The 25055-nt window shown below is 71.5% G+C and carries 20 protein-coding genes and 1 pseudogene; 13 read left to right on the forward strand and 8 right to left on the reverse strand.

The annotated features are described in order from the left end of the window. Nucleotides 1–22: 22 nt before the first annotated feature. Nucleotides 23–454, reverse strand: a complete 432-nt coding sequence (locus AB0Q90_RS12275) for a DUF6643 family protein (protein ID WP_363160625.1) — start codon at nt 452–454, stop codon at nt 23–25. A 298-nt stretch (nt 455–752) separates the two neighbouring features. On the opposite strand from AB0Q90_RS12275, the gene AB0Q90_RS12280 reads away from it, so the two are divergent. After that, complete coding sequence (locus AB0Q90_RS12280; RefSeq protein WP_363160658.1) at nt 753–2030, forward strand: TerD family protein; 1278 nt, start codon at nt 753–755, stop codon at nt 2028–2030. Nucleotides 2031–2034: 4 nt separating this feature from the next. Here the strand turns inward: AB0Q90_RS12280 and AB0Q90_RS12285 are convergent, their stop codons facing one another. Further along, the gene (locus AB0Q90_RS12285) at nt 2035–3210 is read right to left on the reverse strand and encodes a glycosyltransferase (protein WP_363160626.1); all 1176 of its coding nucleotides are present in this window, start codon (nt 3208–3210) and stop codon (nt 2035–2037) included. 57 nt (nt 3211–3267) lie between these two features. Here AB0Q90_RS12285 and AB0Q90_RS12290 point away from each other — a divergent pair, with 57 nt between their 5' ends. Then, on the forward strand, nt 3268–4053 hold the full coding sequence (locus tag AB0Q90_RS12290; protein ID WP_363160627.1) for an aspartate/glutamate racemase family protein: 786 nt from the start codon (nt 3268–3270) through the stop codon (nt 4051–4053). Between the two features lie 94 nt (nt 4054–4147). Next, the gene (locus AB0Q90_RS12295; RefSeq protein WP_363160628.1) at nt 4148–4693 is read left to right on the forward strand and encodes a hypothetical protein; all 546 of its coding nucleotides are present in this window, start codon (nt 4148–4150) and stop codon (nt 4691–4693) included. A gap of 42 nt (nt 4694–4735) precedes the next feature. Here AB0Q90_RS12295 and AB0Q90_RS12300 read toward each other — a convergent pair whose 3' ends face one another. Further along, the gene (locus AB0Q90_RS12300; RefSeq protein ID WP_363160629.1) at nt 4736–5803 is read right to left on the reverse strand and encodes an O-antigen ligase family protein; all 1068 of its coding nucleotides are present in this window, start codon (nt 5801–5803) and stop codon (nt 4736–4738) included. A gap of 236 nt (nt 5804–6039) precedes the next feature. Between AB0Q90_RS12300 and lnt the strand changes: the two genes are divergently transcribed. The 4 genes from lnt to AB0Q90_RS12320 all read left to right on the forward strand — a co-directional run bounded on the left by lnt (nt 6040) and on the right by AB0Q90_RS12320 (nt 11013). Next, nucleotides 6040–7650, forward strand: coding sequence for an apolipoprotein N-acyltransferase (gene lnt, locus AB0Q90_RS12305; protein WP_363160630.1), 1611 nt, complete (start codon nt 6040–6042; stop codon nt 7648–7650). 10 nt (nt 7651–7660) lie between these two features. After that, nucleotides 7661–8140 carry an NUDIX domain-containing protein gene (locus AB0Q90_RS12310; RefSeq protein WP_363160631.1) on the forward strand — a complete coding sequence of 160 codons (480 nt, stop codon included), beginning with the start codon at nt 7661–7663 and terminating at the stop codon, nt 8138–8140. Between the two features lie 54 nt (nt 8141–8194). Beyond that, a complete protein-coding gene (locus AB0Q90_RS12315) occupies nt 8195–8995 on the forward strand; it encodes a 3-hydroxybutyrate dehydrogenase (protein ID WP_363160632.1) in 801 nt (266 codons plus the stop codon). Between the two features lie 77 nt (nt 8996–9072). Beyond that, on the forward strand, nt 9073–11013 hold the full coding sequence (locus AB0Q90_RS12320) for a GAF domain-containing protein (RefSeq protein ID WP_363160633.1): 1941 nt from the start codon (nt 9073–9075) through the stop codon (nt 11011–11013). A gap of 46 nt (nt 11014–11059) precedes the next feature. Here the strand turns inward: AB0Q90_RS12320 and AB0Q90_RS12325 are convergent, their stop codons facing one another. The 3 genes from AB0Q90_RS12325 to AB0Q90_RS12335 all read right to left on the reverse strand — a co-directional run bounded on the left by AB0Q90_RS12325 (nt 11060) and on the right by AB0Q90_RS12335 (nt 14788). Continuing rightward, complete coding sequence (locus tag AB0Q90_RS12325) at nt 11060–12448, reverse strand: MFS transporter (RefSeq protein WP_363160634.1); 1389 nt, start codon at nt 12446–12448, stop codon at nt 11060–11062. Between the two features lie 144 nt (nt 12449–12592). Next, nucleotides 12593–13690 (reverse strand): FAD-dependent oxidoreductase, encoded by a 1098-nt coding sequence (locus AB0Q90_RS12330; RefSeq protein ID WP_363160635.1) that lies wholly within the window; start codon nt 13688–13690, stop codon nt 12593–12595. 69 nt (nt 13691–13759) lie between these two features. Next, entirely contained in the window at nt 13760–14788 is a 1029-nt protein-coding gene (locus tag AB0Q90_RS12335) for an alcohol dehydrogenase catalytic domain-containing protein (protein WP_363160636.1), read from the reverse strand. Nucleotides 14789–14920: 132 nt separating this feature from the next. Here AB0Q90_RS12335 and AB0Q90_RS12340 point away from each other — a divergent pair, with 132 nt between their 5' ends. The 4 genes and pseudogenes from AB0Q90_RS12340 (at nt 14921) to AB0Q90_RS12355 (ending at nt 17106) form a co-directional block, all read left to right on the forward strand. Further along, complete coding sequence (locus AB0Q90_RS12340) at nt 14921–15802, forward strand: LysR family transcriptional regulator (RefSeq protein WP_363160637.1); 882 nt, start codon at nt 14921–14923, stop codon at nt 15800–15802. Between the two features lie 129 nt (nt 15803–15931). Further along, entirely contained in the window at nt 15932–16111 is a 180-nt protein-coding gene (locus AB0Q90_RS12345; RefSeq protein WP_363160638.1) for a hypothetical protein, read from the forward strand. A 6-nt stretch (nt 16112–16117) separates the two neighbouring features. Next, nucleotides 16118–16651, forward strand: a complete 534-nt coding sequence (locus tag AB0Q90_RS12350; RefSeq protein WP_363160639.1) for a DinB family protein — start codon at nt 16118–16120, stop codon at nt 16649–16651. 28 nt (nt 16652–16679) lie between these two features. After that, nucleotides 16680–17106: pseudogene (locus AB0Q90_RS12355) on the forward strand (SDR family oxidoreductase). Here the strand turns inward: AB0Q90_RS12355 and AB0Q90_RS12360 are convergent. Beyond that, nucleotides 17103–18269, reverse strand: coding sequence for a serine hydrolase domain-containing protein (locus AB0Q90_RS12360; protein ID WP_363160640.1), 1167 nt, complete (start codon nt 18267–18269; stop codon nt 17103–17105). The pseudogene AB0Q90_RS12355 and the gene AB0Q90_RS12360 overlap by 4 nt on opposite strands. A 192-nt stretch (nt 18270–18461) precedes the next feature. Then, nucleotides 18462–22130 carry a LamG-like jellyroll fold domain-containing protein gene (locus tag AB0Q90_RS12365; protein WP_363160641.1) on the reverse strand — a complete coding sequence of 1223 codons (3669 nt, stop codon included), beginning with the start codon at nt 22128–22130 and terminating at the stop codon, nt 18462–18464. A 444-nt stretch (nt 22131–22574) separates the two neighbouring features. Here AB0Q90_RS12365 and AB0Q90_RS12370 point away from each other — a divergent pair, with 444 nt between their 5' ends. Continuing rightward, complete coding sequence (locus AB0Q90_RS12370; protein ID WP_363160642.1) at nt 22575–23588, forward strand: LacI family DNA-binding transcriptional regulator; 1014 nt, start codon at nt 22575–22577, stop codon at nt 23586–23588. A 209-nt stretch (nt 23589–23797) separates the two neighbouring features. Further along, a complete protein-coding gene (locus AB0Q90_RS12375) occupies nt 23798–25045 on the forward strand; it encodes a sugar ABC transporter substrate-binding protein (protein WP_363160643.1) in 1248 nt (415 codons plus the stop codon). Nucleotides 25046–25055 lie beyond the last annotated feature (10 nt).

Consider the following 25055-nt stretch of genomic DNA (forward strand, 5'->3'; position numbering starts at 1 on the left):
CACCGATGAGCCGGAGGGGAGATCAGTAACCGCGGTACTGCTGGTTGTTGTACGGGTCCTGATAGTGCGTCGGCGCGGGGCGGGGAGCCGCGGGGCGCATCGCCTCGTAGCCCGTGCCGGGCGCCACCGGGCGCGGCTGCTGGGCCTGCGGCCCGGGATAGCCGCGGGGCGCGGACGCCTGCTGCGGGATGTAGGCGGCGGGCGCCTGCTGCAGCGGGGCGGGCTGCGCCGCCTGCGGGTAGCCGTACGAGGGCTGGGACGGGGCTGCCGGGAGGGCGGGCAGAGCCGACGGGAGCGCGGGCAGGTGGCTGCTGCCCATGTCGTAGGCGGCGGGGACCCGGATCGGGGCGATCTGCGGGGTGCCCCGCTCGGCCACGAGCGAGTCGTAGATCGGAGTGTCCGGGAAGGAGGCGGAGTAGTAGCCGCCGCCATAAGTGGAGCGGGGGGAGGTCATGGCACATAAGTTAAGCCCACGATGTGCTGGTTGGGGAGACCGATAAGAGGGTTGTTTTCCGTGTCGGCAGTGACTCGGGATCCCCAATGCGAGCGAACTTGGCAAAAAGGGGCGTCGATCGGCGTTCAGATCGGGTAAAGGCCGAGTTCCGGGCGGGTTACCGGCGGTTGGCCATCGATCTTTCTGCGCCCCTCATGGGACTTCGCCGCGCCGGGCAATAGGTTGACCCTCGACAGAAACGAATGGACTGCCGGGGCGCGATCTGGCGTGCCGACACGTGATGGGGGCGGACATGTCAATGCCGAAAGGATCGAATGTTCCGGTGCCGACGACGGCGCTGCGCGTCGAATTGGGCTGGCGCTCGGGACCGGGAGTCCCCGACGCCGACGCCTCGGCGCTGCTGCTCGTCGGCGGCAAGGTCCGCTCCGACGGGGACTTCGTCTTCTACAACCAGCCGGAGCACTCCTCCGGGGCGGTCCGCCACGAGGGCAAGCGGGACGCCGGCGGCCGGGTGACCGACACCCTCCTGGTGGACCTCGCGCGCGTGGAGCCCGAGATCGAGACGGTGATCCTCGCCGCCTCCTCGGACGGCGGTGCTTTCGGCCAGGTCCCCGACCTCTACATCGAGGTGAAGGACGCCGCCCAGGGCGCCGTGGCCGCCCGCTTCGACAGCGCGGGCGCGAGCGTCGAAACGGCCTTCGTGCTCGGTGAGTTCTACCGCCGTCAGGGCGCGTGGAAGTTCCGCGCGGTCGGCCAGGGCTACAGCACCGGCCTGGAGGGCCTGGCCACCGACTACGGCATCACGGTGGACGAACCCCAGCAGGCGGCCCCCGCGGCCCCCGCACCCCCGGCGCCCATGGCTCCCGCACCCGCGGCCACAATGCCCCCTCCGGCCGCCCCGCCCATGCCGCAGGCACCGCCGCCGCCCACCGCCCCGGTCAGCCTCTCCAAGGTGACGCTGACCAAGGCGGCCCCCACGGTCTCGCTGACCAAGCAGGGCGGAACCTCCGGCACCCTGCACGTGAACCTCAACTGGGAGGTGCGCAAGCAGTTCTCGGGGTGGGCGAGCAAACTGGGCCGCCCGGTCGCCATGCACAACGACCTCGACCTCGACCTGTGCGCCCTGTACGAGCTCAGCGACGGCAGCAAGGGCGTCGTCCAGGCCCTCGGCAACGCCTTCGGCGCGCTCCACCAGCCGCCGTTCATCCACCTCGACGGCGACGACCGCACCGGCGCCGTGGCGAGCGGCGAGAACCTCAGCGTCAGCCTCGACCACCAGCAGTACTTCCGGCGCATCCTCGTCTTCGTGACCATCTACGAGGGCGCCCGCTCCTTCGCCGACCTGCACGCCACGGTCACCCTGACCCCGCAGTTCGGCGCCCCGATCGACTTCTCCCTCGACGAGTGCACGGTCCCCTCGACGGTCTGCGCCCTCGCCCTGATCACCAACAACGGCGGCGACCTCGTCGTCCAGCGCGAGGCCCGCTACCTGGTGCCCGAGCGTGGGGTGAGCCCGCAGCGGACCGTCGACTACGCCTACGGGTGGGGCATGAACTGGACCCCCGGCCGCAAGTGAGTGCTCACCCTTCGTCGGAAACCGCTTCCGGACGCGCGTAGGTGCGGCCCTTCCAGGCCGCGCCGCGCCCCCGGTAGTGCTGCACCGCGGAATCCACCGTCATCAGCAGATACAGGAACGCGGTGAACGGCAGCAGGGGAGCCAGCCACAGCGGCTGGCGGTAGTAGCGGAGCATCGGGACGTACGTCCCCGCCATCACCAGCCATGCGAGGCCGCCGGCCGCCGCCGTCGCCGTACTCCCGGCCGCAGCGCCCGCGACCAGGGCCACAGGCGGCACCAGGTACACGAGCGCGAGCCCGGCGACCGTACCGGCCAGCAGCACGGGGTTGTGCCGCAGCTGCGCGTACGCGCTGCGCGAGACCATCCGCCACAGGTCGTGCAGCCGCGGATAGGGGCGCACGCTGTCCACCCGGTCGGCCAGTCCGAGCCAGATGTGCCCGCCGCCGCCCTTCACCGCCCGCGCCAGCGCCACGTCGTCGATGACGGCGTGCCGGATGGCGTCCGGGACACGGGCCCGCTCGGCCGCCTCCGCCCGCAGCAGGACGCAGCCGCCCGCCGCGGCCGCCGTCCGCGTCCCCTTCCGGCCGATCCGGCGGAACGGATACAGCTGCGCGAAGAAGTAGACGAAGGCGGGCACGACCAGCCGCTCCCAGACGCTCGCCACCCGCAGCCGGGCCATCTGCGAGACGACGTCGAAGCCCCCGGTGTCCGCCGCGGCCACCAGCTCCCGGAGGCTGTCGGGCGCATGGGCGATGTCGGCGTCCGTCAGCAGCAGATACTCGGGCTCACGCGCGCGTGCCAGGCCGATGCCGTGACGCACCGCCCACAGCTTGCCCGTCCAGCCCGCCGGGGGCTCGCCCGGGGAGTCCACGGTCAGCGGCAGCCCGCCATGTCGCTCGGCGAGCTCCCGCGCCAGCCGGCCGGTGCCGTCCGTACTGCCGTCGTCGACGAGGAAGACCTCCGCCCGGCCCGGATAGTCCTGGGCGAGCAGTGACGGCAGGCTGTCGGCCAGCACCGCCGCCTCGTCGCGCGCGGGGACCACGACACACACGTCCGGCCAGCGCGCCGGTTCCCGCCGGGCGGGCAGGCGTACATCCGTACGCCAGAAGAAGCCCTGGCAGAGCAGCAGCCACAGCCAGGCGGCGAGTGATCCCACGGCGATCCACACGAAGGCGCTCACTCGCGCAGTCTGCCCCACGGAAGGGGCCCACAAGGGGCCATCGTCTATCGTGGCCGGGTGAAGATCGCGCTGATGGACTCCGGAATCGGCTTGTTGGCGGCCACCGCCGCGGTACGACGACTGCGACCCGACGCAGATCTCGTTCTCTCCCTCGACCCGGACGGCATGCCCTGGGGCCCGCGCACCCCCGAGGACCTCACCGCGCGCGCGGTGGCCGTCGCCGAGGCCGCCGCCGCCCGCCGGCCCGACGCCTTGATCGTCGGCTGCAACACCGCGACCGTGCACGCCCTGCCCGCCCTGCGCGCCCGGCTGGAACCCGCCGTCCCGGTGATCGGCACGGTCCCGGCGATCAAGCCGGCCGCGGCCGGCGGCGGCCCCTTCGCGATCTGGGCGACGCCCGCCACCACCGGCAGCCCCTACCAGCGCGGACTCATCGAGCAGTTCGCCGACGGCGTGTCCGCCACCGAGGTGCCGTGCCACGGTCTCGCCGAGGCCGTGGAGCACGCCGACGAGGACGCCATCGACGCCGCCGTGGCCGCGGCCGCCGCCCTGACCCCCGACGACGTGACCACCGTTGTCCTGGGCTGTACGCACTACGAACTGGTCGTCGAACGCATCCGCGCCGCCGTGCAGCGCCCCGGCCGCCCGCCGCTCGTCCTGCACGGCTCCGCGGGAGCGGTCGCGGCCCAGGCGCTGCGCCGGATCGGCGAGCTGCCCGCACCCGAGGCCGACCCCGACGGCACCGTGACGGTGCTGCTGAGCGGACGCGAGGGCGCCCTGCCCGAGGCCGCCCTGACCTACGAGGAGGGGCGGCTGCTGGGGGCCGCCGCCCCCGCCCGGTGACCTGACGGACGTTTTCGGTCGGCCGGGCCCGGTCGGCCCAGTCACCCTGTGCAACGCGGTACCCGCACAGCGAAACCTGAGTACGCTCATAGCCATGAGGGACCACCCCCACGGCGAGCAGACGCCGCATCCCGACGTCTGGACCGGGCGCGCCACGAACCGGATCCAGTGGCTGCTGGCGCTCGTCGGCGCCGCCTGCATGGCGCTCGGTATCGAGCTGGCCGTCGACTCCGCCTGGACGTCCGGCGTCGCCCCGCTCGCCATGGCCGTCGTCGGCTGCATCGCGGCCGGGCTGCTGGTGCTCTTCGGCACGCTCGCCTTCGTGCACGTCGCCCTGAAGGTCGACAAGGAGTCCCTCGAAGTGCGCTGCGGGCACATGGGCGTCCCGCGCCGCCGCATCCCCCTGTCGCATGTCGCGGGCGCCGACTTCGCCCCCGTCGTCACCCCGCGCCAGTGGGGCGGCTGGGGCTACCGCTGGCGGCCCGAGAAGGGCACCGCCGTCGTCGTACGCCGCGGCGAGGGAATCGTGCTGCGGCTGTGGGACGGCCACACGTTCACCATCACCATCGACGACGCCGAGGCCGCGGTGCGCGTCATCAGGGACCGGCTGCGCGCGGGCACGCCCGGTACGGCGCACTGACATCACCGAGCCGGAGAGCTCGTCCGGTACGGCGCACTGAGGTCACGGAGCCAGCCGGTCGCCGCGAGTTCGTGCCTGCCACTCGGGCGCGGGTGACTCGTCGGCCAGCGGGCGGGCCGTGGCCAGCCCGGCCAGCAGGCCCGCGCCCACCGACACCGTGGTGAAACTGAGCGCGTTGCCGACCGTGGCGATCGCCGCGAGCCCGGTCAGTGCCGCGCCCGCGGTGAGCGCGACGGGCGTCGGGCGGGGTGCGCGCCACAGCGCGTACAGCACCCAGCAGAAGGCCGCCGCCAGCAGGGCCACCCCCACGACACCCTGCTCGGCCGCCTGCTGCAACGGCGCCGAATGCGGCTTGCCGTCGGACAGCAGGGTGCTGGTCGCCGTGGTGCTGAGCTCGCCGAAGCGCCCCGGGCCCACGCCCAGGGCGGCGTCCTGCCGGGCCAGGTGCAGGGCGTCGTGCCACAGCTGAAGACGGTGCCGGGTCAGCTGGCCCTCCAGCGACGAGGACAGCCCGTCGGGCACCGCGGCTCCGGCGACCGCCCAGGCCAGACCGGTCACCAGGGCTGTGGCCAGGGCCAGGCCCGCGATGCCCAGGCCGCGGCTGTGCATCCGGCCGGCGGCGAGGGAGCACAGCAGCACCACGGAGCACACGACGAAACCCGTGGTCGAACCGAGGACGGCCGCGCTCACCACGACCCCGGCGGCCAGCGTGCGCAGGGCCAGCCGCAGCGCGGGCGCGGAGGCGGCCCAGGCGGCGCAGCAGGCGGCGCCCGTGGCCAGGGTGAGCAGGGCGGCCATGGCCCCGGCGTGGCCGAGCGGCGCGTCCAACTGCGGGCCCGGGGCGAGATGGGGGAAGGAGACGGCCAGGCCCACGCCGGCCACGGCCGCCGCACAGGGCGCGGCGACCGGCAGCAGAGCCCCGCAGATCCGGCCCGCGGCATAACCGGCGGCCACGGCCAGGAGGGCCAGCAGCACGCCCTCGGGGCGCCCGTCCCGCACCCCGGCGGTGATCAGGGCCCAGCTCGCACAGGCGCCGAGCACTACGACGCCCGCCGTATCAGAAACGTTTCGTCTGTCGCTTTCGTCCGTTGGACCGGACACAGACGTCATCCCCGTGGCACCCACCCCGACCCCCGAAACCCGGTCGCCCCCGACCTGCGCGGGACCCCTTCCCGCCCAGCCCCGACCGGCTCGTACGACACATGCTCCGGCACACCGTAACGGCTGATGGGCGGTTTGTGGACGTATTGCGCAGGAACGATGCGGCAGGTGGGGGCGCCGCGGACCGCCCCCGGCCCAGGGGGCCGCGCTGTCGGCCTCTCATCCTGCCGCCGTACACTCCCGGAGTGACCGTCACCGCAACCTCCGTGGACGAGTCGGACCAGGTGAAGCCGCTCGCGCCCGCCCTGCGCGGGGCGCGACTCGTGCGCCTGGTACCGGCTCTCACCGCGGCGCTCTCCGGAGTGCTGCTCTACGTCAGCTTCCCGCCGCGCACCCTGTGGTGGCTGGCCCTGCCGGCCTTCGCGGGCTTCGGCTGGGTACTGCGCGGCCGCACCTGGAAGGCGGGCCTCGGCCTCGGCTACCTCTTCGGCCTGGGCTTCCTGCTGCCACTGCTGGTGTGGACGGGCGTGGAGGTGGGCCCCGGACCCTGGCTCGCGCTGGTCGTGATCGAGGCGGTCTTCGTCGCGCTGTTCGGCGCGGGCGCCGCCGCGATGTCGAAGCTGCCGGGCGGGCCCGTGTGGGCGGCGGCCCTGTGGATCGCGATGGAGGCGGCACGCGCGCGTGCGCCGTTCAGCGGCTTCCCCTGGGGCAAGATCGCCTTCGGCCAGGCCGACGGCGTCTTCCTCCCGCTCGCCGCGGTGGGCGGCACACCCGTCCTGGGCTTCGCCGTCGTCCTGTGCGGCTTCGGCCTCTACGAGGTGGTGCGCCTCGCCGTCGAACGGCGGCGCACCCGGGCCGTGCAGCGCTCCGCCGCGGCCGTCGCCCTGCTCAGCGTGGCGGTCCCCGTGGTCGGCGCCCTGGCCGCCCGGCCGCTGGTGAGCGACAAGGCCGAGAACGGCACCGTGGCCGTGGCGGTCATCCAGGGCAACGTGCCGCGCGCGGGGCTGGAGTTCAACGCCCAGCGCCGGGCCGTGCTCGACTACCACGCGCGCGAGACCGAGCGCCTTGCCGCCGAGGTCAAGGCAGGGAAGGTCGCCAAGCCCGACTTCGTGCTGTGGCCGGAGAACTCCTCCGACATCGACCCCTTCGCCAACCCCGACGCGCGCCAGGTCATCGACACGGCGGCCAAGGCGATCGGCGTGCCGATCTCCGTGGGCGGTGTCGTGGAGCGCGACGGCAAGCTGCTCAACGAGCAGATCCTGTGGGACCCGGTCAAGGGCCCGCTCCAGACGTACGACAAGCGGCAGATCCAGCCGTTCGGCGAGTACCTGCCGCTGCGTTCCCTCATCGGGGCGATCAACTCGGACTGGACCTCGATGGTCCGCCAGGACTTCAGCCGCGGCAGCAAGCCCGGCGTGTTCACCATCGACGGCACCAAGGTCGGCCTCGCCACCTGCTACGAGGCCGCCTTCGACTGGGCGGTGCGCGACACCGTCACCGACGGCGCGCAGATGATCTCCGTGCCGAGCAACAACGCCACCTTCGACCGCAGCGAGATGACCTACCAGCAGCTCGCCATGTCCCGGGTCCGTGCCGTCGAGCACAGCCGTACCGTCACGGTGCCGGTGACCAGCGGAGTCAGCGCGATCATCATGCCGGACGGGACGATCACCCAGAAGACCGGCATGTTCGTGGCCGACTCCCTGGTGCAGGAAGTGCCGCTGCGCTCCTCGCAGACCCCCGCCACGCGGCTGGGCATCCTGCCCGAGATGGCCCTGGTGCTGGTCGCCGCGGGCGGACTGGGCTGGGCGATCGGGGCGGGCAGGCGCAAGAGGCAGGAAACACCGGCCCGTTAGGGTCGGGGGCATGCCTACTCCTGACTTCATTCGTACGATCCGGGCCGCCGCCGGGCAGCAGCTCCTGTGGCTGCCCGGAGTCAGCGCCGTCGTCCTCGACGACGCGGGGCGGGTGCTGCTCGGGCAGCGCGCGGACAACCACAAGTGGACGGTGATCTCGGGCATCCCGGACCCCGGTGAGCAGCCCGCCGCGGCCGCCGTCCGGGAGGTGTACGAGGAGACGGGAGTGCACTGCGTCGTCGAGCGGGTGGTCCTCATCCGGTCCGGGAAAGAGATCGCCTACCCCAACGGCGACAAGTGCCAGTTCATGGACATCACCTTCCGCTGCCGGGCCGTCGGCGGCGAGGCGCGCGTGAACGACGACGAATCCCTGGAAGTGGGCTGGTTCGAGGTGGACGCCATGCCCCCGATGAGCGCAGGCCAGCAGTTCCGGATCAAACAGGCCCTGTCCGATGAACCCACATGGTTCGAGCCCACGACTCCCGAATGAAGTATGGGCTCTGACCACATGGGGCGAGGCGGGAGCGCTGCCTAGGGTCGGGGCATGACCCCGCCCAGCGCCCTCCCGGGCTCCCACGCCCCCACGCCCGACCTCGGCGGCCGCACCGCCCTCGTCACCGGCGCCGCCGGTGGCATCGGCAGCGCCTGCGTCCTGCGGCTCGCCGCCGCCGGGGCCAAGGTCAGAGCCGTCGACCGGGACGCCGCGGGCCTGGAGGCGCTCGTCGAGCAGGCCCGCGGCCTCGCGGGCGCCGTCGAGCCCCACGCCCTCGACCTCACCGACCTGGACGCCACCGAGCTCGCCGCGGCCGGCACCGACGTCCTGGTCAACAACGCCGGGATGCAACTGGTGCGCCCGCTGGAGGAGTTCCCGCCCGACGTCTTCCACACGATGCTCACCGTGATGCTGGAGGCCCCGTTCCGGCTCATCCGCGGCGCCCTGCCCCACATGTACGGCCAGGGCTGGGGCCGCATCGTCAACATCTCCTCGGTCCACGGCCTGCGCGCCTCGGCCTACAAGTCGGCCTATGTGTCCGCCAAGCACGGCCTGGAAGGACTCTCCAAGACCGCCGCCCTGGAGGGCGCACCCCATGGCGTCACCTCGAACTGTGTGTGCGCCGCCTATGTGCGCACCCCCCTGGTCGAGAAGCAGATCGCCGACCAGGCCCAGGTGCACGGAATCCCCGAGGAGCGCGTCCTGACCGACGTACTGCTCAAGGACAGCGCCCTCAAACGGCTCATCGAACCCGACGAGGTCGCCGAGGCCGTCGCCTACCTGTGCAGTCCGCAGGCCTCCTTCGTGACCGGCACCTCGCTCGTCCTCGACGGCGGCTGGACCGCGCACTGAACCGCAGCCGGCCCTCGGCCCCCCGAGTTGTCCACAGGGGCTGACCGGACGGTCGTGCCATGAGGAATCCTGTGAGCATGTCTCGCGATCACGTCCAGCCCGCCGAACGCTCCGCCGCCGCTGCCGCAGCGCCGGGCGGCGGCGCGGAGGCGCCGTTCCTGGAGCTGCTGGCCCGGGGTGCCTCCGCCGACGCCTACGAGCAGCCGCAGCTGCTCGCCCGCGCCGAAGGGCAGCCCGCCGACCGGCTCGCCGCGCTGGAGTCCGCCAAGCGGCTCGCCCTGCGCGTGCGCTCCGAACTGGAGGGACGGCGCAGGCGCGAGGCGGAGCTGTCCGCCCTCTTCGAGACGGCCCACGACCTGGCCGGCCTCAGGGACCTCGACGCCGTCCTGCAGGCGATCGTGCAGCGCGCCCGTTCGCTGCTCGGCACCGATGTCGCCTACCTCAGCCTGAACGACCCGGCGCGCGGCGACACGTACATGCGGGTCACCGAGGGCTCGGTCGCCGCGCGCTTCCAGCAGCTGCGGCTCGGCCTGGGGGAGGGGCTCGGCGGCCTGGTCGCCCAGACGGCCCGCCCCTACGTCACCGACGACTACTTCCACGACGACCGCTTCCAGCACACCCGCAGCATCGACGCCGGGGTCCGGGACGAGGGACTGGTGGCCATCTGCGGGGTGCCCCTGATGCTGGGCCACCACGTCATCGGCGTGCTGTTCGCGGCCGACCGGCGGGCCAGGGTCTTCGAGCGGGAGCAGATCGCACTGCTCGGCTCCTTCGCCGCCCTGGCCGCCGCCGCCATCGACACCGCGAACCTGCTCACCGAGACCCGCTCGGCCCTCGCCGACCTGGAACGCGCCAACGAGATCATCCAGGACCGCAGCGGCGTCATCGAGCGCGCCTCCGACGTCCATGACCGGCTGGCCGAGCTGGTGCTGCGCGGCGGCGGGGTGCACGACGTGGCCGCCGCCGTCTCCGAAGTCCTCGACGGCACCGTCGAGTTCACCGAGTCCGCCCCGGCCGACGCGGTGGAGACCTCGCGCGCCGACGGACACGCCGTACGGCACCAGGACGACTGGATCGCCGCCGTGGCCGCCGGCGGCGAACTCCTCGGCGCCCTCGTGCTGCGCGGCCACCCCGGACTCGACCCCGTCGACCAGCGCACCCTGGAGCGCGCCGCCATGGTCACCTCGCTGCTGCTGCTCGCCCGGCGCTCCGCCTCCGAGGCCGAACAGCGCGTGCGCGGCGAGCTGCTGGACGACCTGCTGGACGCCCGGGACCGCGACCCGCGCCTGCTGCGCGAGCGCGCCGCCCGGCTGGACGCCGACCTCGACGCCACCCACGTCGTCCTCGCCGCCCGCCTGGAGGGCCCCGTGGCCGACGCCGACCAGGAGGCCGCCGCCCGGCGGCGCCTGTGGTCGGCCGCGTCCCATCTGGCGGCCACCCGGCACGGCCTGGCCGCCGCCAGGGACGGCGGCACCGTCCTGCTGCTGCCCCTGGAACACGGCGACACCGCCACCGACCTGGCCCGCCGCACCGCCCACCAGCTGGGCACCGCCGTCCACGAAGCGGTCACCGTCGGCGCCTCCGCCCCCGTGGAGAACCTCGCCGCCCACCCGGACACCGTCGCCGCCGCCTACGAAGAGGGCCAGCGCTGCCTCGACGCCCTACGGCTGCTCGGCCGCTGCGGAGATGGCGCCGCGGCCGAGGACTTCGGCTTCGTCGGACTCCTGCTGGCCGGCGACCGGGACATCACCGGCTTCGTCGAGCGCACCATCGGCCCGGTCGTCACCTACGACGAGCGCCGCGGCACCGATCTGGTGCGCACCCTCGACGCCTACTTCGCCTGCGGGATGAGCCCGGCCCGCACCAAGGACGACCTGCACGTCCACGTGAACACGGTCGCCCAGCGCCTGGAACGCGTCGGCCGCCTCCTCGGCGACGACTGGCAGAGCCCGGCCCGCGCCCTGGAGATCCAACTCGCGCTGCGACTGCACCGGTTGTCGGCGCCGCCGACGCGCTGACCCCCGTACGCACGGACGCACGGGGGCCGGCTGCGAAGGGGCGGGGTCAGAGGGAGCGGGCGTCCGCCGTGCGGGCCGTGGCCGGCTCCTCGTCCTCGGGCAGGGACTCGATGTCGGACAGGTCCCGGTTACGGGTCTCCTTGGCCACGCCGACCGCAATCAGCGTCACCACGGCCGCGGCGATGACGTAGATGGAGATCCACGTGGAGTTGCCGTGGCTGTTGAGCAGGGCGGTGGCGATCAGGGGGGCCGGGGCGCCCGCCGCCACCGACGCGAACTGGGCGCCGATGGAGGCGCCGGAGTAGCGCATGCGGGTGGCGAACATCTCGGAGAAGAAGGCGGCCTGGGGCGCGTACATCGCCCCGTGCAGGACCAGGCCCACGGTCACCGCGAGGACCAGGTTGCCGAAGCTTCCGGTGTCGATCAGGGCGAAGAACGGGAACATCCACAGGCCCACACCGGCCGCGCCGAGCAGGTAGACGGGACGGCGCCCGACCCGGTCGGACAGCGCGCCCCAGCCCGGTATGACCGCGAAGTGGATGGCCGAGGCGATGAGTACGGCGTTGAGCGCGGTCTGCTTGGAGACGTCGGCCGCGCTGACGGCGTAGACGAGGATGAACGCGGTGATGACGTAGTAGCTGATGTTCTCGGCCATGCGCGCGCCCATCGCCACCAGCACGTCACGCCAGTGGTGGCGCAGCACGGACACGAGCGGGATCTTCTCGGTGGCCGCCGCCGCATCGGACTTGCGGGCCTCCGCCTGCGCCAACGCCTGCTTGAAGACGGGCGATTCATCGACAGACAGACGAATCCACAAACCGACGATCACCAGCACGCCCGAGAGCAGGAAGGGGATGCGCCAGCCCCAGCTGTTGAAGGCGCTCTCCGAGAGCACCGCCGTGAGCAGCGACAGCACACCGGTCGCGAGCAACTGGCCCGCGGGCGCGCCGGTCTGCGGCCACGAGGCCCAGAAACCGCGTCGCCGCGCGTCCCCGTGCTCGGACACCAGCAGCACGGCCCCGCCCCACTCACCACCGAGCGCAAAGCCCTGCACCAGCCGCAGCACGGTCAGCAGCACGGGAGCGGCCGTGCCGATCGTCGCGTGCGTCGGCAGCAGACCGATGGCGAACGTGGCCCCGCCCATCAGCAGCAGGCTCAGCACCAGCAGCTTCTTGCGCCCGAGCCGGTCGCCGTAGTGCCCGAAGACGAGGGCGCCCAGCGGGCGGGCGGCGAAACCGACGGCGTACGTCAGGAAGGACAGCAGGGTGCCGACGAGCGGGTCGGAGTTCGGGAAGAACAGCTTGTTGAAGACGAGCGCGGCTGCGGAGCCGTAGAGGAAGAAGTCGTACCACTCGATGGTGGTGCCGATGAGGCTGGCGGCGACGATGCGCTTCAGGTTGCCTGGCGTTGGGGGAGCGGATGCTGCGGAGGCCATGTTCGCCACTTCCTCGTGTGCGGTGGGGACGGGTACGTGCTGGCACACGGTAGGAAGTCGCACGTCAGGGGCACATGTGGTGGGGCAACATAGTTCGGGGCGCGGCTATGCGTGGGGCCACCATGCCCACAGGAGGGGCGCCCGCTATCGGCTCGGGGTGGCCACGGTGGTGCCGCGGTTGCTCGGGGCGCCGTGCGCTGCCAGTACCGCCTGCGCTGCTCGCTCTCCTGCCGCCAGCGCGCCCTCGATGTGACCGGCGTGGTCGGTGGCCGTCTCGGTGGACGCCCAGTACAGGCGGCCGTCGAGGGCCGGTTGGAGATACGAGGGGTGGCCGAAGAGCGAGTAGTCGGCGAGGTGCTGGACGGTGGACGGGGAGGTCCACCGTTCGGCGCTCCAGTTCTGCACGTGCAGGGCGTCCGGGGTGGCGGCGGCCGGGCCGAAGAGCTGGGCGAGTTGTGTGGTGACGGCCTGCTCGAAGCCCGGGCGGACGGTGCGCGCGTGTGCGAAGCCGAAGAGGGCGGCTGGCTCGCCGTCGGGCCCGGACATGTCGTGGATCTCCTGGAGCGGGCCGGTCCGGCTGAACGCGGCTCCGGCCAGTCCCGCCTCGCGCCAGAAGGCGGAAGGGTATTGGGCCACGACCTTGGCGACGGCCCCCATCCAGACCGGTGTGGAGCGGGCGAGGCGCACGAGGTCGGCGGGGAGTGCGTCGGCGAAGTCGATGCGCTCCATGGCCAGGGCCGGGGGGAGGGCCACGATGACGTGCTCGGCGTGGAGAGTGCCGGTCGGGGTGCGCACCTCAAGGCCGCCCTGGCGGTTGGGGTGGATGGCGGTGACGGGCGTGTTCAGTCGCAGGTGCTCGGCGGGTAGTGCGGCGGCGAGGGCGGTGGCGATGCTCTGGGATCCGGTGGCGAAACGGTGGGAGGGGGCATCGAGCAGGTTGCCGGTGAGGCGGCGTACGCCGGTGGTGTCCTGGAACATGGTGTCGCCGGCGAGGTGCTGGTCGAAGGTCTCGATGCCGCTGGTCGCGGCCAGGGTCCGTACGCGTTCCTCGCCGTCCCAGAACCAGGTGGCGCCCAGGTCGAGGGCCTGCTCGGGGTCGGCGGACAGCAGGCGTCCGCCGATGCGGTCGCGGGCCTCCAGGCAGACGGTGTCGCGGCCCGCGGCGTGCAGAGCGGTGGCCGCGGCCAGTCCTGAGGCGCCGGCGCCAATCACGATCACGTCGTGGCTGTCCCCGTGGGACATGTGGGGCTTTCCTTTCTGGTCAGGCCGAGGCCCGGTGTTCGGGGTACGGCTGCGGGGTGTGCCCGCGGGTCACCGGCCGTCCGTGGTGTCCAGGACGATGCGGAAGCGCGGAGCTCCGGACTGCAGCCGGGTGACGGCCTCGCCGGCCCGCTCCAACGGCATGCGCTCGATCATGGGCCGTACGCCGTTGGTGACGGCGAACGCCATCGCCTCCTCCGTCTCGCGGGCGCTGCCGGTGAGGTGTCCGGTGAGGGTGTGGCCGTTCATGACGAGCCGGGCCGCCGGGACGGTCACGGATCCGGCGTCGACGCCGACGAGTGTGAGCTGCCCGTGCACGTTCAGGCCGGTGAGCAGTTCGTCGACGGGGGTCGTGGAGGAGGCGGTGTAGACGATGAGGTCGGCGCCGCCGAGTGCCTTGAGGGCTGCTCCGGGGGCCTGGGCGTCGCTGTCGATGTAGTGGTGGGCGCCGAGGTCGCGGGCGAGCTTCTCGCGGTCGCCGCCGCGGGCGATGGCGACGGTCTCGTAGCCGAGCCCGGCCGCGAACTGTACGGCGAGGTGTCCCAGGCCGCCGATGCCGAAGACGGCGACCCGTCCGCCGGCGCGGATGCCGGCCTTGCGCACGGCGTTGAAGGTCGTCACGCCCGCGCAGCCGAACACGGCCGCGTCGAAGAGGTCGAGCTCGTCGGGGACGCGTACGAGCGCGTCGGCCGGGACGGTGATGCTCTGGGCCCAGCCGCCCGGGTAGGACAGGCCGGGCACCTTGCGTTCGGGGCAGTGCACGACGTCGCCCGCCCGGCAGAAGTCGCAGTGGCCGCAGCTGCCGCCGAACCATCCGACGGCCACGCGGTCGCCGACCGCCCAGCCCTCGACCTGCTCGCCGATCTCGGCGATGACGCCCCCGACCTCGTGCCCCGGGGTGACCGGGAAGGAGGTGCCCCGACCGGTGGCGGCGGCCGTTCCGATGTCGGCGTTGCACACGCCGCTCGCGGTGACGGACACGCGGACCCACCCGGTGGGCGGCGAGGTCGTCTCGGCCGTGGCGGGGTGCAGAGGGCCTCTGGGCTCGGTCACGACCATGGTCACGGCGGTGTCTGTCATGGTGCATTTTCCATTCCGAACAGGATGATGCTTATAGCTGCTGGTTATGCTGAATGAGCAGGTTCCCCACCGTAGGCAGAGCAAGAACAGCCTGGTAGGGGACGTCGGTGAATGGAGTTATAAGCCATGGCTATGAGCGATCGCCTGAATCCCGAAGGGCTCCGGTACGCGCAGGCGGTCGCGGAGACCAAGTCGTTCAGCGCCGCCGCGCGGGCGTACGGGGTCACACAGCCCGCCCTGTCGAACGGGATCGCCAAGCTGGAGGAGCGGCTCGGTGACAAGCTGTTCGACCGGTCGCCGCGCGGTGTCACACAGACCGCCTTCGGCGCCCGGATCCTGCCGCTGATCGAGCGGGCGCTGGGCGCGCTCGACGCCGTCGCGGCCGAGGCGCGGCGGCTGAAGGAGCCCGGCGAGCAGAAGGTCCGTATGGGCCTCTCGCCGCTGATCGGCTCCCACCTGGTCGCCCGGGCGTTCGGCAGGGTCCAGGACCTGCCCGTGCCCCGCGACCTCGTGCTGCGCGAGGCGAACATGTATGACCTGCGCGAATGCCTGCTGGCCGGCCGGCTCGACATCATCCTGATCCCGGCCGTGGCGGCGATGCCGCGCTTCGAGCACCGGGTCATCGACGTCGAGCCGATCGTCGTCGTCAGTCCCGAAACCGAAGAGAGTGCGCCCCTGGAACTGGAGGAGGCCGGCCAGGAGCAGTTCATCCTCGTTCCGGACACCTGCGGTCTGACCACGTTCACCACGCAGCTCTTCCAGGCGAACGAGCTGCCGCTGCGCGCCTATCCCGGCGAGGCCGCCAGCTACCAGGTCCTGGAGGACTGGACCAGGCTGGGCCTGGGCTCGGCCATGGTCCCGCGCTCCAAGCTCACCTCGCCCGACGTGCCCCACCGGCCGCTGATGAACCAGGGCCGTGAGGTGCAGATCTCCTTCGAAGCCGTGTGGAGCGCCGACTCTCCGCTCGGGCCGGACCTGCTCCGCCTCGCCGACAGCCTCGCGGCAGCCCGCTAGCCATACGCATCGCTTATAGCCGGATTCAGCGAGATCCTCTACCGGAGTCCACTCGGAGTGCCTAACTTGGCAGGCACGTCGGGGCGTCCACCGCTTCGCCCCTCCCCGCCGAATGAGTGAGGCATAACCATGGCGTATCTTCAGATCACCCTTCAGGTGGACCCGGTCAACCGGGTCGCGGCCGCAGGGGTGTACGAGAAGTACAAGCAGTCGTTCCTGGCGAGCGAGCTGTTCACCCGCGATGTGGTCGGCGGTCTGTCCCCGTTGCTGAAGGCGGCACCCGAGGTGCGCGTCTACGACGCGGTCTGAGTGCTCATGTACGAACTCGAAGCACTGCTCCGTGAGTACGACCGGGCCCGCACCTACACCGACGAGCTGTGGAAGGACCTCACCCCGGACGAGGTGACCTGGCGCCCGCACGAGAACTCCAGCGCCATCGGCTGGCATCTCGGCCACCAGGCCCACGTCGCCCACTTCATGATCCGCAACCTCACCGCGGCCGAGCCCAGCCCCGATCCGGAACTGGATGGCCTCATGGACTCGGCGAACCCGGAGAAGTTCCGCGGCGCACTGCCGACCGTCGAACGGCTCGGCGTGTTCCGCGACACCGTCGCCGAACGCGTCCACGCCCGCATCGGTGACATCGCCGCCGGAAAGGTCGGCGCCCCCACCCAACTGACCATCGTCGCCGGCCACTTGCTGACCGCGCTGATCAACCACGAGTACCAGCACGACCAGTGGATCAGCGAGGTCCGTGCCGAGAACCTCGGCCACGCGCTGCCGCCCGACCCGGAAGCGGACTGGCTCAGCCGCGTCGACGGCTATCTCGTCTGCAACCCCTACGCCTGACCATCCCACTCCCTCGCAGGAGCACCAAATGTCCAGCACCACCCTCGACTTCACCGGCCAGAAGGTCGTCGTCATCGGCGGCACCAGCGGCATGGGCTACGCCGTCGCCCGCCACGTCCTCGACGCCGGTGGCACCGCCGTCGTCACCGGCCGCACGAAGGCGGGTGCCGACGAGGCCGCGGCGGCCCTGTCCACCCACGGCAAGGCCTTCGGCCGGCATCCGCGTCAACGCGGTCGCCCCCGCCGTCGTACGCACCCCGATCTACGAGGAGTTCATCCCGAAGTCGGACGTCGACTCCGCCCTCGACGGCTTCGACGACTTCCACCCGCTCGGCCGGACCGGCACGCCCGACGACGTGGCCGCCACCGTGGCCTTCCTGCTGTCGGACAGGACCGACTGGGTCACCGGCGCGGTGTGGGACGTCGACGGCGGCGTCATGGCCGGCCGCAACTAACCTGCCCGGTCTTCGCAGAGCGCCGTCTGCACGGCGGCCTCGATGTCGTCGCTCTGCGCGTCCGAACTCCCCGGGCCGAGGTTCACCATGACCGTCGCCTGCCTGCCGCCGACCGTGGCGCCGCCCGCCGTCTCGTAGCCGAGGAAGTCGCCGGTGTGCCCCCAGTAGAGGCCGCCGCAGGGCAGTGGCTTGCTCTCCAGGCCGAGGCCGTAGGCCCGGCCGTCCGAGTCGCCGGTGGGCCGGGTGTTCATCATGTCCCGGAGCTGGGCCGGGCGCAGCAGCTTGCCGCGTACGAGCGCGTCCAGGAAGCGGTTGGCGTCGGTGCCGCTGGAGATCATGCCGCCCGCCGCGCCCCCGACGGAGGGGTTGATCCTCGTGATGTCCATGAGCGGCGCGTCCTTGCCCGGCTGCACGTACCCGCGTGGGTGCGGTCCGGGGATCACCGAGGCATCGCCCGGCACATACGTCTCGTGCAGGTGCAGCGGTTCGATGATGCGCTTGCTGATCTCCTCGCCGTACGTGTGGCCGGTCACCTTCTCGATGATCAGGCCGGCCAGCAGGTAGCCGGTGTTGGAGTAACTCCAGTCGGTGCCGGGCTCAAAGGTCGGGGGGTGGGCGAGCGCGATGTTCACGAGGTCGAGGGGGTCGTAGTGGGCCAGCGGGTCCTTGAGGATCTCCTGCGGATTGAAGTGGTCGAGGAAGTCGGGCAGGCCGCTGGTGTGTTGGAGCAGCTGACGGACGGTGATCGTCCGTCCGTCGTTGCCGTGTCCGCGGACGACACCGGGCAGATAGCGTTCCACCGGTGCGTCGAGGGCGACGCGACGCTCCCCGACCAGCTGAAGCATGACCGTCGCCGTGAACGGTTTGGTCATGCTGCCGATCCGGAACCTGCTGTCGGGGTGGACCGGAGCGTGGCTCTTCACGTTCCCGACGCCGCTGGTCAGCACCGTGCTGCCGCGCCGGTCGCGCACCTCGACGAGCGCACCGGGTGCGCCGTCGATCGTGGTGAGCCGCTCCAGGAGTTCGTGCAGCCGGGTGTGGTCAACGGCCTTTGCGGACTGAGCGGCGGAGGCGGCGGCAGCGTTGTTCGGTACGCTCCCCGCGATACCTGCCGCCACGGCCAGGGTGAACACGCCGGCCAGCGCACGCCCGTGCTTGATCATGTATGCCTCCTGGATCGTGAGGGTCCTGGTGTCGGGTGTGCGTCCCACGATGTCCGCGGAGTGCGAGTCGGTGCGATGGGGTGATCATCCGGATCGGTGGTGGGGCTTGCCCCCGGCCGTAAGGAGACGCGCCGTATCGAACAGCAGAACCCGGTGCCGGGCGGGGCCGTGCGCCCCGCCCGGCCTGACGGGCTATCCCTCTCGCACCTCCCTCGCATAGGGCGCGACAGCGATCCGGTCGATCAACGGCGCCTGGCGGGAGCGGAGCAGCACGCCGGGGAAGGTGTCCGAGGCGTATGTGGTGCCGTCGAAGTTCGGCAGTTCCTCGGAGCGGAAGGTGATGGTGTTCTGGCCCTTCTTGAGGTGGACCGGGACGGTCAGTTCCCAGAAGTTGTTCTGGTGGAAACTGTGCGGGAAGCTGACGCGCCGCGTCTCACCGCCGCCCACGGTGATGTCGGCGTGGCGGACGAGCGGGTCCGGGTTGTAGTGCGTGGCCTCGGACTGCTCGGGGTTGGAGTAGCGCACGCGCAGCGCGTGCAGGCCGGTCCGGTCGGCCTCGACGGTGAACGTCGCCGTGTTGCCGTTGCCCGGGTCACCGCCGATGCCGGTGATCGCCGTACCGTCGGTGGCCAGGGACAGCGGGGAGAGCGTGGCCGAGCCTGCGAGTTCGGCGGCGCCCGCCTCGTAGGTTCGCGTGGGGAGCGTGCCCTCGGTGAACGTGACCGTGAGACGGTCGACGAGGGTGGCGGACGAACTGCCGGTCACCGTCACCTTGTTGAGTCCGCCCGAGAGGGAGACGGCCGCGCTGCGCTTGCCCTTGGCCAGGCGCAGGACGTCATGTCCGTTCACGGCGAGCCGGGCGTTCGCGGCGCCGAGCGTGTCGACCTTGAGGGTGGCCTCGCGGTCGGTGGGGGAGTAGACCCAGAACGTGGCGGTCTGGTCCTTGGCGAGCCGGGCCGCGCCCGAGCCGGTGGCCGGGGTGCCGGACCGCTCGGGCAGGTCGTAGACAGGCCGTGCCCCGCCGTTCAGCCAGGCCAGTTCGCCCTCGTACACCTGGGCCGCTGCTGATGCCTCGGGCAGGGAGAGGGTGAGGCGGTCCACGATGGCGTCGCCCTTGGTGGCGCGCTTGCCGTCGAGGCTCTTCGCGGCGAGCGTCAGAGTGTGTTTGCCCTTGGTCAGCCGTACCTCGGTGTCGGCGTGGTCCCACACCACCCACTTGTAGCCGAGCGGCAGGTGCAGCTCCTGCTCGCTGTCCGCCTCGCCGTCCACCCGTAGGTAGACGTTGGTGGGGCCCTGTTCCTTCACCCGGTCGACGGTGTTGAGGGAGTTGGCGAAGACGCTCAGGTCGTAGGTGCCGTCCTCGGGTACGTCCACGCTGAAGTCGAGCGTGACGTCGGAACCGGTGCGCAGGCCGCCGACGTTGTAGCCGCCGGAGGTGTAGAACTTCGAGACGTCGCGCGGCGAGCCCTCCGGGCCGTTCTTGGAGTAACCGGCCCCGGTGTGGGCGGCGTCCTCCGCCTCGTACGATCCCTGCCAGCGCACGGGCGGAGACTGCGTGCCCCTCGCCTCCCCGGCCGGGCTGAGGACTATCTCGTAGGCCGAGGATTCCCTGAGTTCCGGCAGCCGGCCCTCGCCGAAGTCGACGACCACCGTGCCGTCGTCAGCGACCTTCAGGTTCTGCTCGGCGAGCAGCTTCGGGCCGGAGGAGTCGCCGAGCTGCCCGCTCCAGTCGATCTCCCTGACCCAGGCGTGCACTTGGTCCCCGAAGACGTTCTTCGGGACGTCCGCGAAGGTGATGTGACCCTTGCCGGTGGAGCCGCCGAAGATCAGCCGGGCCTGCCGCTTGGACGCATCGAGCGTGGCCACGCCCTGCATGGTGTAGTTCTGGCCGGGGAACGGCGGCGTCACCTGCACCGTGTGCCCGCTCATCGAGGCGTAGGAGTTCAGCAGCCACCACTGGCCGTTGCCGCGGTTGGACTGCACCGCGGAGTCGGAGAGGTTGCCGTCGATGTTCCAGTACGCGATGTCGGCGTCCACCTTGGACTCCTCGATCGCGGACACCCACTGGATCATCTGGCCGGGGACGGAGGTGTGGTAGTTGAAGGCGTACTCGTTGATGTTGATGGGGAGTTGGGTGCCTTCCCGGTCCGTGCCCTTGAACAACTCCCTCTCCCACGCGCGGTACTTGGCGACACTCTGGCGCACCGCCTCCGGGTGGCTGAGCTCGTGCCAGGTGATGACGTCCGGGAGGGTGCCGGCGGCCAGGGTGTGGGTGAGGAAGCCCTTCACCTGGGTGTACAGGACGCTGGTGTTGGGGCCCGCTATGCGGGCGGCCGGCATCTTGCTCCTGATGAGCTTGTGGACGTCGTCCCAGGCGGCGAAGTAGTCGTCGGGGTCGCTCAGCCAACTGACCTTGTTGTAGCTCCACTCGCCGGTGCCGAACATGTTGCCCTCGGGCTCGTTGAACGGCACGAAGACGATGTTGTCCTGGTACCGCTCCGGCAGCCGCAGGACCTGGTCGACCTGATCCGCGATCTTCCCCTTGTAGAGCTTGAGCTTCTCCTCGGGAGTGTCGCCCGGCCACTGGTACGGGAAGCCGCGGTGGATGTCGGTCATGTAGATGTACACATCGCCGTCGGTGGAGTCGGCCAGCGGCTCGACCACCTCCAGCGCGTCGGCGCCGGGGTGCTGCGGACCGTCCTGCGCCTTCGTGGACACCGTGCGCAGGCCCATGCCCTCGATGAGGTTGTTGGTGGGGACGTCCGGTCCGTACACGCCGTAGAGCGTGCCGGAGGCGCCGCCGTGGAACGCGCCGGTGTCCGAGCCGAGGTCGACGGTCAGCTCACCCTCGCGGACCACGGTGACGGTCGCCTTCACCGCGCGCCCGGCCGCCGTACCCGCAACGGTGAACGTGCCCGGCCGGGCGTACCGCTCGGACGGTACGGCGTCCCAGGTGACCGGCGTGTCGCGGTCGTATCCGTCGGAGAAGGAGGAACGGACGGCGCCGGGCAGGGACGGGGCGGTCCCGGTCGTCGTACGGACCTCGAAGGCCGTCCTCGACAGCTCCTGGACGGTCGGCACGGCCGGGACCAGTCCGGCCACCTGCTCGGCGCTGAGCGCCGTGTGCCACACCGTGAAGTCGTCGATCGCGCCCTTGAGCAGCGGGTCCGGGTAGAAGGACTTGCCGATGTAGCCGGCGGCCGTGGCCGAACTGTCCAGCAGATCACGGGCCTTGACGGTGGTCTCGGCCGAGGAGACCGGCACGCCGTCCAGGTAGGTGGTGAGCCGGCGCGCGGAGGTGTCGAGGGTGACGGTGACCGTCCGCCATGCGTCCGCGGGCAGTGGCGCGTACCCGGAGACCTGTGCTTCGGCTCCCCCTCCGCCGGTGGTCAGGGCGGTGCGCAGCACCTCGTTGCCGTTGGAGGGGGTGGTGAAGAGGTACTTGGTGGTGCCGGTGCCCAGGTCGAAGATGCGCTGCCAGGACGACGTGTCGCCGCTCCACTTCAGGCGGGCGGAGACGGTCAAGTCGCTTGCGTCGCCGAGTACTTCGCGGGGCAGGCGGACGTAGGCGCCGTCGGAGGTGGGTGCCCCGCCGGGCAGGGCCAGCGCCCGGCCGCCGTCCGTGCCCGCGACGGAACCGGCGGTGGAGCTGTTGACCAGGCTCGCCGTGAGGCCGTTGCCGGAGCTGTCGGCGATCTTGCCGGAGGTGAAGTCGTCCATGTCGAAGGTGTACCGGGCGGCGGGCTGCGGCGCCTCGGCCGCCTGCGCGGGGACGGCGGGTGCGGCCAGCAGGCCCGCGCCGAGAGTCAGGGCCACGGCGACCGGGGCGCGGCGCCGGGCGGATCTGTCAGCGGATGGCATGGATTGCGTCCTCAATCCTTCAGTAGCGGGATACGGGCCTTCAGCGGCGGGTTGCGGGCGGCCCAGACATGTGTCGAACCGATTCGATCGGGTGCGATAGGCGGAGGTGAGGGAAGTTCGCAGGTGGGAGGGTGGCAGCCGTGAGCCGCAGGGGCTGCGCGAGGTCGGCCCGCAATGGGCCGGAAGGGTGGCTGATCGAACCGGTTCGGCGAAGCTAGCACCGGGACCCCGGGCCAGCAATCCCCTCGACGTGACGGTCTTTCGGCCTCTGACCGGGGTTCCGGAAAAGCGGTCGACGGTGTTGACAGGCCCTCGGGCTGTTCCTACCTTCGCTTCATGCGAACCGGTTCGACAATCGGGATCGCCTCTTCACCGTTCCCCGCCTCACGCGACCGGCGATATGTTCCTCCCGGAACAGCGAACCGGTTCGAGCAAGGAGTTCCCGTGAACATCGGTGAGATCGCCAAGCGGGCCGGTGTCTCGCGGAGCACCGTGTCCTACGCGCTGAGCGGCAAGCGCTCGGTGTCGCAGGAGACGCGCCGGAAGATCCAGCAGGTCGTCGACGAGCTGGGCTACCGGCCCAGCGCCAGTGCCCGTGCCCTGGCCAATGGACGCACCAGCACCCTCGGTCTGGTCTTCCCGCCGGCCGGGAACCACTACACGGGGATGCAGCTGGATTTCATCGGCAGCGTGGTGGAGGCCGCCGCGGCCTACGACTACGACGTGCTGCTGTCACCGAGCGGTGTGGACAGCGACCGCTCCTTCCAGCGGCTGTTGGGGGAGCGGCGGGTCGACGGCGCCATCCTGATGGAGATCAGACTGGAGGACGACCGGGTCGATCACCTGGCCGCACTGGACTTTCCCGCCGTCGCCATCGGCCGCACCGCGCACCCCGAGGGCGGCTGGTGGGTCGGCCTGGACCACACCGCGCTGGCGGCGGCGTGCGTCCATCACCTGGCCGACCTCGGCCATCGCAGGGTCGCCTTCGTCAACCGGCCCGAGCAACTGCTGCGGGCGGGTTACGAGTCCGCCCACCGCGGCCTGGACGGCTTCACCAAGGCCGCCGCCGAGCGCGGGCTGACGGTGCGGACGTACTGCTGCGGGGACGACGCCGCCTCGGGCCAGGCGTGCGTGGAACGGATCCTGCACGACGATCCCGCGACCACGGCCCTGGTCACCCTCAACGAGGCCGCTCTGGGCGGCCTCTACCGAGGGCTCGCCCAGGCGGGCCGCCATGTGCCGCGCGACTTCTCCGTCACCGGGGTCGTGGCCGGCCGCTGGGCGGAGACGGTGACCCCGCAGCTCACCGCGGCCGACGTGCCGGCCGAGGAAATGGGCCGGCGTGCCGTCGAACTGCTCGTGGAGCGGCTCGACCATCCCGACGCCCAGCCCCGGCACCATCTCCTCGCGCCGCCGATCTCACTGCGGGCCAGCACCGGGCCCATGGCGTCGTCCTGACCGCACCGGCCGGGTAGCCCCCGCGCCTGTTCTTCCTTCCGCCGACCGCTTGAAGCGCCACCGGTGCTGTTCGGCGTGCCCGCCCCTGCCCGCACTGCCATGTCCACGGCACCCGCATGTCAAAAGCCGCACGCCAAAAGCCGCACGCCAAAAGCGGCATGCCCAAAGCCGTATGCCAAAGACCTCATGCCCAGAACAAGGGAACCTCGATGAACAACTCCTCCGGACAACGCCGTCTGGCCGCCGCAGCCCTGACCGCCCTGGCCGTGACCGTCAGCGCCACCGCCTGCTCCTCCGACTCGGGCAGCACCGACGCCGAGGGCGCCGGCAGCGGCACGTACAGCATCTGGGACCCCTACCCGCAGTTCGACAAGGACTCGGCGTGGGTGAAGCTGCTGGACAAGTGCGGCGCCGAGGCCGGCGTCAAGGTCGAGCGGACCGGCTTCGACACCAGCGACCTGGCCAACAAGACGCTGCTGGCGGCACAGCAGGGCAACTCCCCGGACGTCCTCGTCGTCGACAACCCGGTGGTGTCGACCCTGGCCGAGGCGGGCGTGCTCACCACGACCGACGAGAACAAGCTGGACACCTCCAAGGTCGACCCCAACCTCCTCGCGGCCGGCCAGTCGGGCGGCAAGACCTACGGCACCCCGATCGGCGCCAACACCCTTGCCCTCTACTACAACAAGGAGGTGCTGAAGGAGGCCGGGGTGGACATCGCCTCGGTCAAGGACTGGGCATCGCTGACGGCGGCGCTGGAGAAGGTCAAGAAGGCGGGCAAGAAGGGCATCACCTTCTCCGCGATCGGCACGGAGGAGGGCAGCTTCCAGTTCCTGCCGTGGTTCTGGGGCGCGGGCGCCGAGCTGACCGCACTCGACTCCGACCGGGCCGTGTCCGCCCTGACCCTGTGGAAGGACTGGCTGCAACAGGGCCACGCCCCGAACTCGGTGCTCAACAACACCCAGACGACCAGCTGGCAGGAGTTCACCAGCGGCGACTACGCCTTCGCGGAGAACGGCACCTGGCAGCTCGCCGGCGCCAAGGAGGCCGGCTTCGAGTACGGCGTCCTGCCCATACCCGGCGCCGACGGCGGCAACGCCGCCGCCCCGACCGGCGGCGAGTTCGTCACCCTCCCCATCCAGGAGGACTCCGGCCGCCACGCCACCTCCCAGAAGCTGGCGACCTGCCTGACCAGCACCGACAACCTCTACGACACCGACACCACGCTGTCCTACGTGGCCCCCACCGGCGAGGTCCAGGACAAACAGGTGGCCGCGAACGCCGAGTTGAAGCCGTGGGTCGACGCCGTCAAGTCGGCCAAGGGACGCACCAGCGACGACCTGGGCACCAAGTACCCCAGGATCTCCGAGCAGTTGTGGAAGGCCGTCCAGTCCGCCCTCAGCGGATCCAAGTCGCCCGAGGACGCGCTCACTTCGGCGCAGGCCGCGGTCAAGTGACGTGGGTCCG

It is taken from the genome of Streptomyces sp. NPDC079141 (assembly GCF_040686775.1).
In the GTDB taxonomy this organism is placed as follows: domain Bacteria; phylum Actinomycetota; class Actinomycetes; order Streptomycetales; family Streptomycetaceae; genus Streptomyces.

Bases quoted from the DNA above. Each gene is read 5' to 3' on its own strand.
- AB0Q90_RS12310 (WP_363160631.1), top strand. From the start codon at position 7,661: ATGCCTACTCCTGACTTCATTCGTACGATCCGGGCCGCCGCCGGGCAG.
- AB0Q90_RS12280 (WP_363160658.1), top strand. From the start codon at position 753: ATGCCGAAAGGATCGAATGTTCCGGTGCCGACGACGGCGCTGCGCGTC.
- AB0Q90_RS12330 (WP_363160635.1), bottom strand. From the start codon at position 13,690: ATGTCCCACGGGGACAGCCACGACGTGATCGTGATTGGCGCCGGCGCC.
- AB0Q90_RS12315 (WP_363160632.1), top strand. From the start codon at position 8,195: ATGACCCCGCCCAGCGCCCTCCCGGGCTCCCACGCCCCCACGCCCGAC.
- AB0Q90_RS12375 (WP_363160643.1), top strand. From the start codon at position 23,798: ATGAACAACTCCTCCGGACAACGCCGTCTGGCCGCCGCAGCCCTGACC.
- AB0Q90_RS12275 (WP_363160625.1), bottom strand. From the start codon at position 454: ATGACCTCCCCCCGCTCCACTTATGGCGGCGGCTACTACTCCGCCTCC.
- AB0Q90_RS12340 (WP_363160637.1), top strand. From the start codon at position 14,921: ATGAGCGATCGCCTGAATCCCGAAGGGCTCCGGTACGCGCAGGCGGTC.
- AB0Q90_RS12360 (WP_363160640.1), bottom strand. From the start codon at position 18,269: ATGATCAAGCACGGGCGTGCGCTGGCCGGCGTGTTCACCCTGGCCGTG.
- AB0Q90_RS12345 (WP_363160638.1), top strand. From the start codon at position 15,932: ATGGCGTATCTTCAGATCACCCTTCAGGTGGACCCGGTCAACCGGGTC.
- AB0Q90_RS12295 (WP_363160628.1), top strand. From the start codon at position 4,148: ATGAGGGACCACCCCCACGGCGAGCAGACGCCGCATCCCGACGTCTGG.
- AB0Q90_RS12325 (WP_363160634.1), bottom strand. From the start codon at position 12,448: ATGGCCTCCGCAGCATCCGCTCCCCCAACGCCAGGCAACCTGAAGCGC.
- AB0Q90_RS12320 (WP_363160633.1), top strand. From the start codon at position 9,073: ATGTCTCGCGATCACGTCCAGCCCGCCGAACGCTCCGCCGCCGCTGCC.
- AB0Q90_RS12335 (WP_363160636.1), bottom strand. From the start codon at position 14,788: ATGACAGACACCGCCGTGACCATGGTCGTGACCGAGCCCAGAGGCCCT.
- AB0Q90_RS12365 (WP_363160641.1), bottom strand. From the start codon at position 22,130: ATGCCATCCGCTGACAGATCCGCCCGGCGCCGCGCCCCGGTCGCCGTG.
- AB0Q90_RS12350 (WP_363160639.1), top strand. From the start codon at position 16,118: ATGTACGAACTCGAAGCACTGCTCCGTGAGTACGACCGGGCCCGCACC.
- AB0Q90_RS12300 (WP_363160629.1), bottom strand. From the start codon at position 5,803: ATGACGTCTGTGTCCGGTCCAACGGACGAAAGCGACAGACGAAACGTT.